Consider the following 14,290-nt stretch of genomic DNA (forward strand, 5'->3'; position numbering starts at 1 on the left):
GAAGTGCAGGATCACTCATCATCTTAACGTTTATTGGGGGAGGAGTTCGGGGGAGGAGAAAATTGCCGGGTAACGCAAAGCTACCCGGCAAAAATATTACTGTGCTTCAGCCAGTTGGCGCTCGCGACGGCGCTTGAATCCCCAGCCGACCAGCAGCAGGACAATCCACGCAAAGCCGACGTACAGCGAAATGCGGGTATCCGGATGATAGCCGATAAGCGCGATGATAAAGACCAGGAAAATCAGGCCAACAATGGTCGTCGTTACCCCACCCGGTACTTTAAATTTCAGCGCTTTGACCTCTTCTGGCGGCAGACGACGACGGAAAGCAATCTGCGACAGCAGGATCATAATCCACACCCAAACCGTGGCGAACGTTGCCAAAGAGGCGATCACCAGGAAGACGTTTTCCGGCATGATGTAGTTAAGATAAACCGCAAACAGCAGCGCGAAGGTCATCACCATCACCGTAACCCACGGCACGCCACGACGCGACGTCTTGGCAAACATTTTTGGGGCACTGCCCTGTTCCGCCATGCCGTGTAGCATACGTCCCACACCGAAGACGTCAGAGTTAATTGCCGACAGCGACGCAGTCAGAACCACAAAGTTGAGGATCCCGGCAGCAAAGGTAATGCCCATATGCTGGAACGTCATAACGAACGGGCTACCGTCGGTACCCACCTGGTTCCACGGGTAGATAGACATAATGACGAACAACGTCCCCACATAAAACACCAGGATACGCATTGGTACGGAATTGATAGCGCGCGGAATAGATTTTTCCGGGTCTTTGGCTTCGCCTGCGGTAATCCCGATAATCTCAATCCCGCCGTAAGCGAACATCACCATTTGCAGCGACATCACCATGCCGAGCCAGCCGTTGCTGAAGAAGCCACCGTTGCTCCATAAGTTATGGATACCGGTCGGTTGCCCGCCGTTGCCAATCCCCCAAATGATGATACCGAAACCAGCGACAATCATGATGATAATGGTGGCGACTTTGAAGAACGAGAACCAGAACTCCAGCTCGCCAAACACCTTCACGCTCATCAGGTTGATGGCGCAGATAATCAGCACTACGCTGAGTACCCAAATCCAGTGCGGTACGGCCGGGAACCAGACGCCCATGTAAATACCAAAGGCAGTCACATCGGCAATGGCGACAATCAGGATTTCAAAACAATAGGTCCAGCCGGTGATATAGCCTGCCAGTGGTCCGAGGTTTTCCTGCGCATAGCGCGAGAAGGAGCTGGCTGCTGGGTTATGAACAGACATTTCGCCCAGCGCGCGCATAATAATATACGCCGCTACGCCGCCGATAATATAGGCCAGCAACACGCTTGGCCCCGCCATTTTGATGGCATCGGCCGAGCCATAGAACAGCCCGGTACCAATTGCTGAACCTAATGCCATAAAGCGGATGTGCCGGGTGCTCAGCCCACGCTTTAGCTTGTTATTACTTTCCATCGATTCCTAACCTGTTAACACAATAAAAAAACCACGGGGCCATGTTAATAGCCCCGTGGTTAAAACTTATTGTCAGTGATATTAGTGTGCGCTGGAGGTCACTTGTCGACCCGCGGCGCGATCCCAGATAACTGCCAGGACCACCATCACGACTGTTGGCATCAACCACGCCAGCCCCTGCTCCGCCAGCGGTAAACGCTGGGTCCAGGCCGGTAACACGTCGCCAATTGCAGAAGCTTTAATGCCATCAAGGATACCAAAAATCAGGCTGATAAACATCGCAGGTGCAATGACGCGGGAAGAATTATGCCACCATGAGCGGGTAAAGCTTAATACAACCAGTGCGATACATGGCGGATAGATAGCCGTCAGCACCGGAATAGAGATCTGAATCAGATGGCTCAGACCCAGGTTAGAAACCACCATCGAGAAGCCGCCGAGGATAAATACCAGCGTACGATAAGACAGTGGAACGTACTGGGCAAAGAACTCTGCGCACGCACAGGTCAAGCCAACCGCGGTGACCAGACAGGCGATGAAAATCAGCGCCGCCAGCAGGAAGCTTCCTGCACCGCCAAAGGTGTGCTGAACATACGCATGCAGAATCGCCGCGCCGTTAGCAGACTGATCGACCAGAATCGCGCTATCTGAACCCAGACGGAACAGCGCGAGATACAGCAGCGTTAAGCCCACACCCGCCATTAAACCCGCCCAAACGGTGTAACGGGTCAGCAGACGCGCTTCAGTAACACCACGCGAGCGAGCGGCGTTAACGATAACAATACCAAACACCATCGCGCCCAGCGTATCCATGGTCAGATACCCGTTCACGAAGCCATTAGAAAATGCCGCAGTTTGGTAGGCTTCCATCGCATTACTGATCGGGCCTGCTGGCCAGACGATTGCGGCGACAGACAGAACAACCAGCGCCAGGATTTTCAGCGGCGCCAGGAAATTACCCACCGTATCCAGCAGTTTGCCCGGATACAGCGAAACCAGAATCACAATCGCGAAATAGATAACGCTATAGATAAACAGCGGCAGCGCAGAGTCACCGGTCAGCGGTGCAATCCCGACTTCGAAAGAGACCGTCGCGGTACGCGGGGTAGCAAATAACGGCCCAACGGCCAGATAGCAAACAGTCGCCAGTAGCAGACCAGCAACTTTACCGATAGGTGTGCTCAGTCGGTCCACACCACCACCGACTTTCGCCAGCGCGACAACGGTAAGTACCGGCAGGCCAACGGCGGTAATCAAAAAGCCAAAAGCCGCAGTCCAGACGTGTTCACCTGCCTGCAAACCAACCATTGGGGGGAAGATGATGTTTCCTGCACCAACGAACAGTGCAAATGTCATAAATCCCAAAGCGATAATATCGCGCGATTTTAACTGATGGGTCATAAAGTCTTACTGCCTGTGGATGTGGTGTTGAAAATAGTAAATTTTTGCCTTTCCCTGGGGGACAATACAGCGGCATTTTTGCTCAATTCCAGCGGGAAACACTCCCGACCTGGCGCGGCGAAGAATAGTTTTTCGATTTACCGCGTAAATGCAGTCGGTATGACAGCACCTGGAGCGCAATTTAAACGCTTATAACGTTTTAAAGCAAGGTGGGATCCAAAAACCAGAACAATATAACGATATGAAAAATGGGGTTAGCACAAAACACCATTTCATGGAAAAAGGTATGGGTAATAGTTCGAACAAAAAACAATCAAACGTCGTAAAATTCAGGAGTCATATATTGACCGCATAGAAAAAGCCAGCTTGTGCTGGCTTTTGGAAAGATAATCTTACGAATGTGCTTTAACCGTTACTTTTGGCAATCAAACGTTCCGGGATCACGAAACTAAATCGCGTCCCTTTGCCTGGTTCGCTTTCGATATTCAAACGGCTGTCGTGATGATGCAGCGCATGTTTCACGATGGCAAGGCCCAACCCGCTACCGCCCGTTTGCCGCGATCGCGCCTTATCTACCCGATAAAAACGCTCGGTCAAACGTGGAATATGCTCGGCGGCAATGCCTGGACCGTTGTCTTCCACACAAAATTCCGCCCCCGAGACCACATGCTGCCAGCGTACGGTAATGTGCGTTCCCGCTGGTGTGTGGTTCACCGCGTTGTACACGAGATTCGAGATAGCGCTACGCAACTGTTCCTCGTTGCCCCGCACGTTCAGGCTGTTATCGACATCAAAGGTAAACGTATGTTTATGCTGGCTCAGGGTTTGCGCTTCGTGCTCGATCACGCGCAGCATCATGGGCACATCGACTTTCTCATTCAGTTGCAACGTCGGAGCAGCTTCAATTTTTGACAGCGTCAGCAGCTGCTTCACCAGGCCTTCCATACGGTACGTTTGTTCGCGCATGGTATGCAGCGCTTTTTCGCGCGTTGTCCCTTCCAGCGGATGCTCCTGCATCATTTCCAGATAACCTTGCAGCACCGTCAGCGGTGTGCGCAGCTCATGGCTGGCGTTGGCGAAAAAGTTTCGCCGTGAACCTTCCAGTTGGTGCATCTGGGTAACGTCGCGCGCCACCATCAGCAGTTGCTTATCCGTGTAGGGCATCACGCGAATTTCCAGATGCCGTCCGGTATTGAGCACCAGATTGATAGGCCGGCTAAAGTCGCGCGTTTTCAGATATTGTGTGAATTCCGGGTATCGCAGCAGGTTAAGAATATTTTGCCCGCTATCATCCGGCCAGCGCAGTCCCAGAACCTGCTGAGCCAATCCGTTACACCAGAAGATACCGCCTTCTTCGGTGGTCAACACCACCGCGTCGGGTAGTGATTCCGCCCCGCTGCGAAAACGTTTGATCAGGTTACCCAGTTCTCGACGGCGCTTTTTGTTGCGCAGCTGCATTTGATGCAGCCCATATAACAACGGTTCCCAACTGCCTCGCCCCGGCGGCGGCGTCATGCTTCTGTCGACCCATAGCCACCAGGACAAACGTAATAGATTCCAGAAATGCCAGATAAGCAGGCCCGTTACCGACGCCAGTAAAAACCAGGGCAGGTAACCGAAAAAAGCGCTAAGGATAAATGCCGGTATGCAGCACAGGATCAGCTCCAGTACCAACCTTTTCCATGACAATCGTTCTAGCAAACGTCTTACTCCATAAACGGCCTAATCCATCAGGCCCTGATTCTTGTCAGTCAGAAGCGGGTCGAAAAACGATATCCCGTCCCGCGAACTGTCTGCACCATTCGATCGTGTCCGCTGTGCTCCAGCGCTTTACGTAAGCGGCGGATATGCACATCCACTGTCCGGTCTTCCACGTAGACATTGGTTCCCCAGACATGATTGAGGAGTTGTTCCCGGCTGTAGACGCGCTCAGGGTGGGTCATAAAGAAGTGCAACAGTTTGAATTCAGTCGGCCCCATATCCAGCGGATCCTCGCCGGTCATCACGCGATGCGAGGTCGGATCAAGGCTTAGCCCCTGCATCTCAATAACCTCTTCCACCGCCATCGGTGAAATACGACGCAGAACCGCTTTAATACGCGCCACCAGCTCCTTGGGAGAAAACGGCTTGGTAATATAATCATCCGCACCGGTTTCCAGACCCCGGACGCGGTCTTCCTCTTCACCTCTCGCCGTCAGCATCATCACGGGGATATCCCGCGTCATGGCTTCGCGCTTGAGATGTTTAATAAATTGCAGACCCGAGCCGCCGGGAAGCATCCAGTCAAGCAGGACGAGATCCGGCCAGGGTTCATTGAGTTGGTTCACAGCACTGTCATAGTCTTCGGCTTCTACGGGTTGAAAACCGTTTTGCTCGAGCACGAAGCAGACCATTTCACGAATTGGAGCTTCATCTTCTACGACCAGAATACGTCTCGCCATGATTTGCCCTGTTTATAATTAAATCGTTTGCCATCAATACGGTGCCATTATGCGTCAGTTTTATGACAGATTTATGAAAAGATAGCCCAGGTTTAACGCAGCCCGGCGAATTATGACAGCCCGGAGACAAGATATTACCGTCCTTGAAAGGTTATAATCCCCACCTCTGTTTTATCGTCATGGAACTCTTATGCGCATCCTTCACACGTCTGACTGGCATCTGGGCCAAAATTTCTACAGCAAGAGCCGCGCCGCTGAACATCAGGCCTTTCTCGACTGGCTGCTGGAAACGGCACAATCCCATCAGGTGGATGCCATTATTGTGGCGGGTGATATTTTCGATACCGGCTCACCGCCAAGCTACGCCCGTGAGCTGTATAACCGTTTTGTCGTTAATTTACAGCAAACCGGGTGTCATCTGGTGGTGCTGGCAGGCAACCACGACTCCGTCGCCACACTCAACGAATCCCGCGATATACTGGCGTTTCTCAACACCACGGTCGTTGCCAGCGCCGGCCATGCGCCGCAGGTACTGTCGCAACGTGACGGCACGCCGGGGGCAATTCTGTGCCCGGTTCCTTTTTTACGTCCACGCGACATCATTACCAGCCAGGCCGGGCTAACCGGGCAAGAAAAACAGCAACATTTGCTGTCAGCCATCACCGACTATTACCAGCAGCAGTATCAGGATGCCTGCACGCTGCGTGGTGATCAGAATCTGCCCATCATCGCGACCGGGCATTTGACCACCGTCGGCGCCAGTAAAAGTGACGCCGTCCGTGACATTTATATCGGTACGCTGGACGCCTTCCCTGCACAAAACTTCCCTCCGGCGGACTACATCGCGCTGGGCCATATTCACCGGGCGCAGGTTATCGGTGGCACGGAGCATATTCGCTACTGCGGCTCGCCGATTGCGCTCAGTTTTGACGAGTGCGGCAAAAACAAATGCGTACATCTGGTGAGCTTTGAAGCAGGGAAACTCAACGCCGTCGAGAATCTCACCGTACCGGTAACCCAGCAGCTTGCGGTACTGAAAGGCGATCTAGCCGCCATTACCGCCCAGCTTGAGCAGTGGCGCAACGTACAGCAAGAGCCGCCGGTGTGGCTGGATATTGAAATTACCACCGATAACTATCTGCATGATATGCAGCGTAAAATCCAGGCCTTGACCGAAGATTTACCGGTAGAGGTGTTATTGGTGCGCCGCAGTCGGGAACAGCGCGAACGCATTATGGCCAATGAACGCCGTGAAACATTAAGCGAGCTGAGCGTGGCGGAGGTTTTTGACCGCCGCCTGGCGCTGGAAGAACTCGAAGAACCGCAGCGCGAGCGGCTTAATCAGCTGTTTAGCGCAACCGTACAGACGCTTGCCGGGGAGGCTGAAGCATGAAAATTCTCAGCCTGCGCCTGAAAAACCTCAACTCCCTGAAGGGAGAATGGAAAGTCGATTTCACGGCAGAACCTTTTGCCAGCAACGGGCTCTTCGCCATCACAGGGCCGACGGGTGCGGGGAAAACCACCCTGCTGGACGCAATTTGCCTTGCGCTGTACCACGAAACGCCGCGCCTGAATACTGTGTCACAGTCGCAAAACGACCTGATGACCCGCGACACAGCGGAGTGTCTGGCCGAGGTGGAATTTGAGGTGCGGGGCGAAGCCTACCGCGCATTCTGGAGCCAGAACCGGGCACGCAACCAGCCTGAGGGCAACCTGCAGGTTCCGCGCGTTGAGCTGGCCCGCTGCGCCGACGGTAAAATCCTCGCCGATAAAGTCAAAGACAAGCTGGAGATGACCGCCGAGCTTACCGGGCTGGATTACGGCCGTTTTACCCGTTCCATGCTGCTCTCTCAGGGCCAGTTTGCCGCATTTCTTAATGCCAAACCAAAAGAGCGTGCCGAGCTGCTCGAAGAGTTAACCGGTACTGAGATCTACGGCCAAATCTCCGCCATGGTGTTTGAAAAGCACAAATCAGCGCGTACGGAGCTGGAAAAACTGCAGGCCCAGGCCAGCGGCGTGGCGCTGTTAGCGCCAGAGCAGGTGCAATCCCTGACGGAAAGTTTGCAGGTACTTACTGACGAAGAAAAACAATACCTTACCAGCCAACAGACCCAGCAACAGCACCTCAACTGGCTCATTCGGCAAAATGAGCTACAAACGGATATAAACCGTCACCAGCAGGCATTACAGGCAGCACTTCAGGCGCAAGAAGACGCGCAGCCGCAGTTGGCGGCACTGAGTCTGGCACTACCGGCCAGGGCGTTACGCCCGCACTGGGAGCGAATTCAGGAACAAACGGCTACCATCGAGCGTACGCGCCAGAAGATTCAGGAAGTGAATGCTCGCTTACAAAGCAGCTTAACGCTGCGCGGGCGTATTCGTCAGCAGGCGCAAATGCAGTCGACCTTGATGCTAGCCGAACAACAGACGTTAACCGACTGGCTTAATGAGCATGATCGCTTCCGCTTATGGAGTAGCGAACTGGCAGGATGGAAAGCGCTGCTGGCCCAACAGTCCGACGCCAGCACCCAGCTACGCCAATGGCAGCAGCTGCGAGAAAACGACACGCGTAAGCTCAATGCACTAACGCTTCCCGCGCTGACCCTTTCGCCGCAGGAGGTAACGGATGCGCTGGCGCAACATGTGCAGCTTCGTCCGTTACGCCAGCGGCTGAGCAATTTACACGGGCAAATCACCCCGAAGCAAAAACAACTGGCACAGTTACGCGCCACGCTTGTACAGCATCAACAAGAGTTGACCCAGCGCAACGCGGTGCTTGCCGAAAAACGTCAGCGCTATAAAGATAAAAATCAGCAACTTACTGATGTGAGAGTCATTTGCGAGCAAGAAACCCGCATCAAAGATCTGGAAAGCCAACGGGCATTGTTGCAATCCGGCATGCCTTGCCCGCTATGCGGCTCCACCGCACATCCGGCGATTGAACGCTATCAAACGCTCGAACTGAGCGTGAATCAGACGCGGCGTGAGTCACTGGAAAAAGAGGTCAAAACACTGGCCGATGAGGGTTCAACGTTACGCGGCCAGCTTGAGGCGATAACCCAGCAACTTCAGCGGGATGAACGCGAAGCACAGACGCTTTCTCAGGAGGAGCAAGCACTTACTCAAGAATGGCTGACCGTCACCGCCAGCCTCAACGTCACGCTACAACCGCAGGATGACATTGCCCCGTGGCTGGCCGCTCAGGAAGAGCACGAACAACAGCTTCACCAGTTGAGCCTGCGTCATACCCTGCAGGCGCAAATCACCGCGCATACCGAGCAGATTACCCAGCTCCAGCTGCATATTGACCAGCGCCAGGCGACGCTAACCGCCGAGCTTTCCCGTTATGGTCTGGCCCTTCCGCCCGAGGATGACGTCGCCTCATGGCTAAGGGAACGGGCGAACGAAGCACAAATGTGGCAACAGCGTCAGAATGAACTGACCGAGTTACAGGCCCGGATTGCCCAGCTTGCGCCGCTGCTGGAAACGCTGCCTGCAACCGAAGCGCTTTCTGAAAACATTGAGGATTTGTCGCTGGAAAACTGGCGGCAGGTGCACGACGATTGCCTCTCTTTACAGGGACAGTGGCAAACCTTGCAACAGCAGGAGGAGCAGGACGTTCAGCGCGCCGCGGAAATCCAGGCGCAGTTTGATGCCGCATTAAAGGCCAGCATCTTTGCCGATCGCGACGCCTTTATTGCCGCCCTGCTGGACGAAGAGACCTTTAATCGCCTGGAGCAGTTGAAGCAATCACTGGAAGGCCAGCGACAGCAGGCGCAAACGCTGGTTAATCAGGCCCAGCAGGCACTGGCGGCTCATCAACAGCAGCAACCAACAGAAGTGGATCTCACGATGACGGCGCAGCATCTGCACGACGCGCTGGCGCAGCTCACCCAACTGCTACGCGATAACACTACTCGTCAGGGCGAAATTCGCCAGCAGCTCAAACAAGATGCTGAAAACCGCCAGCAGCAGCAGGCGCTGATGCAGGAGATTGAAAAAGTCGCGCAGCAGGTCGAAGACTGGGGGTATTTGAATGCGCTGATCGGCTCGAAAGAGGGAGATAAGTTCCGCAAATTTGCCCAGGGGCTGACGCTGGATAACCTCGTCTGGCTTGCCAACAACCAGTTAACCCGTCTGCACGGTCGATATTTGTTGCAGCGCAAGGCCAGCGAAGCGTTAGAGCTGGAAGTGGTTGATACCTGGCAGGCCGATGCCGTACGTGATACGCGTACGCTTTCCGGCGGCGAGAGCTTCCTCGTGAGTCTGGCGCTGGCGCTGGCATTATCCGATCTGGTCAGCCACAAAACGCGAATTGACTCCCTGTTCCTCGACGAAGGTTTCGGCACTCTGGACAGTGAAACGCTGGATACCGCCCTGGACGCGCTTGATGCACTCAACGCCACCGGTAAAACCATTGGCGTGATCAGCCACGTCGAAGCAATGAAAGAACGCATTCCGGTGCAGATCAAGGTGAAAAAAATCAACGGTCTGGGCTACAGCAAACTCGACAAAATGTTTGAGGTGGAGTAATCGGCCAGCGGATGTGGTGTCACAGGCCGGATAAGCGCTAACGCTATCCGGCACGCCAGGTAGCACAATATTGCATACTCAGGGACGGATATGAAATGGCATTCCACTTCACTTATCCGCAAGCTATCGCTATTGGCGGCGAACATTCGTCGCTATGACGCATATCCTGCGTCTTTCTTGTTGGCAGGTGGTATGAAAAAAGTCATTTTCTCTTTAGCGCTCGGAACATTTGGGCTGGGCATGGCCGAGTTTGGCATCATGGGTGTCCTCACTGAGCTGGCGCGGGACGTGGGAATTTCCATTCCTGCCGCTGGCCATATGATTTCGTTTTACGCCTTTGGCGTAGTGCTTGGCGCGCCCATTATTGCGCTCTTTTCCAATCGCTTTTCGCTCAAACATATTTTGCTGTTTCTGGTCACCCTGTGCGTGATTGGCAACGCCATCTTCACCCTCTCTTCCTCGTATTTTATGCTGGCGGTGGGCAGGCTGGTTTCCGGCTTCCCTCATGGCGCATTTTTCGGCGTGGGCGCGATTATCCTGTCGAAGCTGGCCCGTCCGGGAAAAGTCACTGCCGCCGTCGCGGGCATGATTTCGGGGATGACCGTTGCCAATCTGGTTGGCATTCCCGTCGGCACCTGGCTCAGCCAGGAATTTAGCTGGCGCTACACGTTTCTGCTGATAGCCGTCTTTAATATCGCCGTAATAGTCTCGGTCGCTTTTTGGGTCCCCAACATTAGCGATGAGGCAAAAGGGAAACTGCGCGAACAATTTCACTTTTTGAAAAGCCCCGCCCCGTGGTTCATTTTTTCCGCCACCATGTTTGGGAACGCCGGGGTTTTCGCCTGGTTCAGCTACGTCAAACCGTACATGATGTATATCTCCGGCTTCTCCGAGGCGCTAATGACCTTCATCATGATGCTAGTGGGATTGGGAATGGTGTTGGGAAATCTGCTAAGCGGTAGGCTGTCAGGCCGTTATACGCCGCTGCGAATTGCGGTAATAACCGACTTCGTGATTGTGCTGGCTCTGCTGCTGCTCTTTGCCTTTGGCGGCATCAAATCCGCGTCGCTGACCTTCGCTTTCATTTGCTGCGCGGGTCTGTTTGCTCTGTCGGCGCCGTTGCAAATTTTGCTGCTGCAAAATGCTAAAGGGGGAGAACTACTGGGCGCGGCTGGCGGGCAAATTGCCTTCAATCTCGGCAGCGCGATTGGCGCGTACTGCGGTGGCATGATGTTGACGCTGGGATTTACCTACAACTACGTGACGCTGCCGGCTGCACTGCTGTCGTTTTCTGCGATGTCCTCGCTGCTGCTCTATGGTCGCCTGAAGCGCGGCGTGCAACAACAGGTTGCACCCGCGACATAACAACCGTTTATACGTGCGGCCACAGCCAGGCCGCGCCGCGCACGCCGCTGGAGTCACCGTGCAACGCCTGGCGTAGAGGCGTTTCACACTCGCCACCAAAAACAAATTGCTGCATCAACGTCGGAACGTTTTGATACAGTCGATCGACATTGCTCATTCCGCCACCCAGCACAATGACGTCCGGATCGAGAATATTCACCACATGTGCCAGTGATTTCGCCAGACGAAGCTCATAGCGGCTCAACGCTTGCTCCGCAAGAGTATCCTGCGCATTAACAAGGCTGATAATTTCACTGCCTTTGAGCGGCTTACCGCTCAGGCGCTGGTAGTCGGTGGCAAAACCGGTCCCGGAAATGAAGGTTTCAATGCAGCCTTGCTTGCCGCAATAACAAGGGACTTCCTGCCGATAACGCAGCTCATCTTCGTCCATCCACGGCAGCGGATTATGCCCCCACTCCCCTGCGGTACCGTTACCGCCGGTGTGTGCCCGACCATTCAGCGCCACGCCTGCGCCACATCCGGTGCCTATAATCACCGCAAACACGGTTTGCGCCCCCGCCGCCGCACCATCCACCGCTTCAGAAACCGCCAGACAGTTGGCATCATTTGCCAACCGCACTTCGCGATTCAGACGCGCACTCAGGTCTTTGTCAAAAGGTTGCCCGTTAAGCCAGGTCGAGTTGGCATTCTTTACCACCCCGGTGTAGGGCGAGATTGAACCGGGAATGCCCATTCCAACGGTTCCCGTCTGCCCGGTGGCGTTTTCCGCCATCTCCACCAGCATGGCGATGGTTTCTATCGTTTGCCGATAATCATCACGCGGCGTGGGCAGGCGATGGCGAAAAAGCTGTTCGCCCGCATCGCCAAGCGCAATAACTTCCGTTTTCGTACCGCCCAAATCGATACCTATACGCACTGTTTGCTCCTCTTCCCGATTAACAATGCAAGCATAGCGACAATTCGCTATCATGCCCGCTGGATTTAACGACAAGGCCGTGGAAATTATCATGCTGTGGTTCAAAAATTTAATGGTTTACCGTCTTAGCCGCGATGTTTCTTTGCGTGCCGAAGAGATGGAAAAACAGCTGGCATCAATGACGTTCACCCCTTGCGGTAGCCAGGATATGGCAAAAATGGGCTGGGTTCCGCCGATGGGATCGCACAGCGATGCATTAACGCATACCGCCAATGGCCAAATTATTATCTGCGCCCGCAAAGAAGAAAAAATTCTGCCGTCGCCGGTTATCAAACAGGCGCTGGAAGCCAAAATATTCAAACTGGAAGCTGAGCAAGGTCGCAAACTCAAGAAGACCGAAAAAGACTCACTGAAAGATGAAGTTCTGCACTCATTGCTGCCGCGCGCCTTTAGCCGCTTCAGCCAGACAATGATGTGGATCGACACCGTCAACGATCTGATCATGGTCGACTGTGCAAGCGCGAAAAAAGCGGAAGATACGCTGGCGCTGCTGCGTAAAAGCCTCGGTTCGCTGCCGGTCGTTCCGCTAACGATGGAAAACCCTATTGAGCTGACGCTGACCGAATGGGTTCGCTCCGGCACAACAGCACAAGGATTCCAGTTACTGGATGAAGCTGAACTGAAAGCGATCCTTGAAGACGGCGGTGTGATCCGCGCGAAAAAGCAGGATCTGGTCTGCGACGAAATCGCCGTGCATATCGAGGCGGGCAAACTGGTCACCAAGTTGGCCCTCGACTGGCAGCAGCGTATTCAGTTCGTTATGTGTGACGACGGCTCCATTAAGCGTCTGAAGTTCAGCGACGAGCTGCGCGATCAGAACGAAGATATCGACCGTGAAGATTATGCTCAGCGTTTTGATGCCGATTTCATTCTGATGACAGGTGAACTGGCGGCGCTGATTAAAAGTCTGGTGGAAGGATTAGGCGGCGAAGCGCAACGTTAGCCCTGTTTAGCGAATGGCGACACAATATCGCCATTCGTCATTTTTACGCTTACAAATAGCGGCAAAGATAGGATGTTGGCTCTGCTACCTGCAGATGAAACTCACTGTTGCCCGGTACGTTAAACACGTCTCCTGCGGCATATACTTTCCACTCGGTTTCCCCCGGCAGCAGCACGTTCAGTGCGCCACTAACCACCGTCATCTCTTCAGGCGCCGCAGTACCAAAGGTATATTCACCTTCAGCCATCACGCCTACACTGGCGCGGCCAGTACTGCTGCTGGTAAAACCGATCGATTTTACTTTGCCGGAAAAGTATTCATTACTTTGAAGCATACAACTGACCCTATCTCGTGATTAAGTTAGGAACCAATATAGGGGGCTGACGTTCCACCTGTCACGCAAAATTACGCCAGCAATTCCGAAGCTAGCCGGGCAATCAACACATTGGACAGCAGAACCGGGACATCCAGCGACTTTTGCAGTAAATCACGATGGCGTTGATGAAAACCCAGGCAGTCCAGCATGAGAACATCAGCGCCTTGCTCAAGGAGATATTTCCCGGCATCAATCAGCTGTTGTTCAGAACCTTCTACTGGATTCGCTACGGCATACACTGGTGGCGTTTGTAACACCTGCCACTTTTGTGTCTGGGCTTTGAGCAATTCAGCAACAGGTACTATGACCCCAACCTGATGCCCTTCGACAATCGAAGCCACTAACGGGGGAATAATGCGTATGGGTTCCAACAAGATGCTATTGCGGGCGGTCAGACGGGTGATTGAAGCGGTACTCATCAGCAGGATCACGTCAAAGCCCTGATTATCCAGCACCTCCACGATACTTTGTAGCGAGCGTTCTACCTTCAGGCGCGAGACATGTGCAAGCTGATGGTCGCTAAGCAGCGTTAATAACAGCTCATCACCGGGTGAAGCTCCGTACTCAGCCATCACATCTTCTCGCTGCATCTGCCCCAGCAGACTGTGGTGAGTAATGTGCTGTTCATCAATATATTCCGTCAGGAGCGGTAACACCTCACACATTGGCACAACGCCAATCGTGAGGATAGCCAACGACGTACTCATTTGTTGCTCCACCGTTTTCTTACTTTGCTGTGAAATCCCGGACACGTGCCGGACGCTAACCTGTGCTACAAATGCTCA

General features: G+C 53.8%; 11 protein-coding genes. 4 read left to right on the plus strand and 7 right to left on the minus strand.

Going from position 1 to position 14,290, the window contains the following annotated elements:
* Positions 1–96: 96 nt before the first annotated feature.
* The 4 genes from proY to phoB all read right to left on the minus strand — a co-directional run bounded on the left by proY (position 97) and on the right by phoB (position 5,312).
* Positions 97–1,470 carry a proline-specific permease ProY gene (gene proY / locus OGV71_RS10525; RefSeq protein ID WP_204583985.1) on the minus strand — a complete coding sequence of 458 codons (1,374 nt, stop codon included), beginning with the start codon at positions 1,468–1,470 and terminating at the stop codon, positions 97–99.
* Between the two features lie 81 nt (positions 1,471–1,551).
* Complete coding sequence (gene brnQ, locus OGV71_RS10530) at positions 1,552–2,871, minus strand: branched-chain amino acid transporter carrier protein BrnQ (RefSeq protein ID WP_003021501.1); 1,320 nt, start codon at positions 2,869–2,871, stop codon at positions 1,552–1,554.
* Positions 2,872–3,276: 405 nt separating this feature from the next.
* On the minus strand, positions 3,277–4,572 hold the full coding sequence (phoR, locus tag OGV71_RS10535) for a phosphate regulon sensor histidine kinase PhoR (RefSeq protein WP_003021498.1): 1,296 nt from the start codon (positions 4,570–4,572) through the stop codon (positions 3,277–3,279).
* A 50-nt stretch (positions 4,573–4,622) separates the two neighbouring features.
* Positions 4,623–5,312, minus strand: a complete 690-nt coding sequence (gene phoB, locus OGV71_RS10540) for a phosphate response regulator transcription factor PhoB (RefSeq protein WP_003021496.1) — start codon at positions 5,310–5,312, stop codon at positions 4,623–4,625.
* A 190-nt stretch (positions 5,313–5,502) separates the two neighbouring features.
* On the opposite strand from phoB, the gene sbcD reads away from it, so the two are divergent.
* The 3 genes from sbcD (at position 5,503) to araJ (ending at position 11,210) form a co-directional block, all read left to right on the plus strand.
* Positions 5,503–6,705 carry an exonuclease subunit SbcD gene (gene sbcD, locus OGV71_RS10545; RefSeq protein ID WP_071696888.1) on the plus strand — a complete coding sequence of 401 codons (1,203 nt, stop codon included), beginning with the start codon at positions 5,503–5,505 and terminating at the stop codon, positions 6,703–6,705.
* Positions 6,702–9,845, plus strand: a complete 3,144-nt coding sequence (gene sbcC / locus OGV71_RS10550; RefSeq protein WP_204583987.1) for an exonuclease subunit SbcC — start codon at positions 6,702–6,704, stop codon at positions 9,843–9,845. Before sbcD ends, sbcC begins: the two co-directional genes overlap by 4 nt.
* Positions 9,846–10,037: 192 nt before the next feature.
* Positions 10,038–11,210 (plus strand): MFS transporter AraJ, encoded by a 1,173-nt coding sequence (gene araJ, locus OGV71_RS10555; RefSeq protein WP_204584331.1) that lies wholly within the window; start codon positions 10,038–10,040, stop codon positions 11,208–11,210.
* Positions 11,211–11,217: 7 nt separating this feature from the next.
* On the opposite strand, the gene mak is transcribed toward araJ, so the two are convergent.
* Positions 11,218–12,126 (minus strand): fructokinase, encoded by a 909-nt coding sequence (mak, locus tag OGV71_RS10560; protein WP_044712870.1) that lies wholly within the window; start codon positions 12,124–12,126, stop codon positions 11,218–11,220.
* 91 nt (positions 12,127–12,217) lie between these two features.
* On the opposite strand from mak, the gene rdgC reads away from it, so the two are divergent.
* Positions 12,218–13,129, plus strand: a complete 912-nt coding sequence (gene rdgC / locus OGV71_RS10565) for a recombination-associated protein RdgC (protein ID WP_003021479.1) — start codon at positions 12,218–12,220, stop codon at positions 13,127–13,129.
* 49 nt (positions 13,130–13,178) lie between these two features.
* Here rdgC and ppnP read toward each other — a convergent pair whose 3' ends face one another.
* Positions 13,179–13,463 (minus strand): pyrimidine/purine nucleoside phosphorylase, encoded by a 285-nt coding sequence (gene ppnP / locus OGV71_RS10570; protein ID WP_003021477.1) that lies wholly within the window; start codon positions 13,461–13,463, stop codon positions 13,179–13,181.
* A gap of 71 nt (positions 13,464–13,534) precedes the next feature.
* Positions 13,535–14,212, minus strand: a complete 678-nt coding sequence (locus OGV71_RS10575; protein ID WP_003021474.1) for an AroM family protein — start codon at positions 14,210–14,212, stop codon at positions 13,535–13,537.
* Positions 14,213–14,290 lie beyond the last annotated feature (78 nt).

Origin of the sequence: Citrobacter sp. Cf088 (assembly GCF_030334295.1) — a bacterium.
Classification (GTDB): domain Bacteria; phylum Pseudomonadota; class Gammaproteobacteria; order Enterobacterales; family Enterobacteriaceae; genus Citrobacter; species Citrobacter freundii.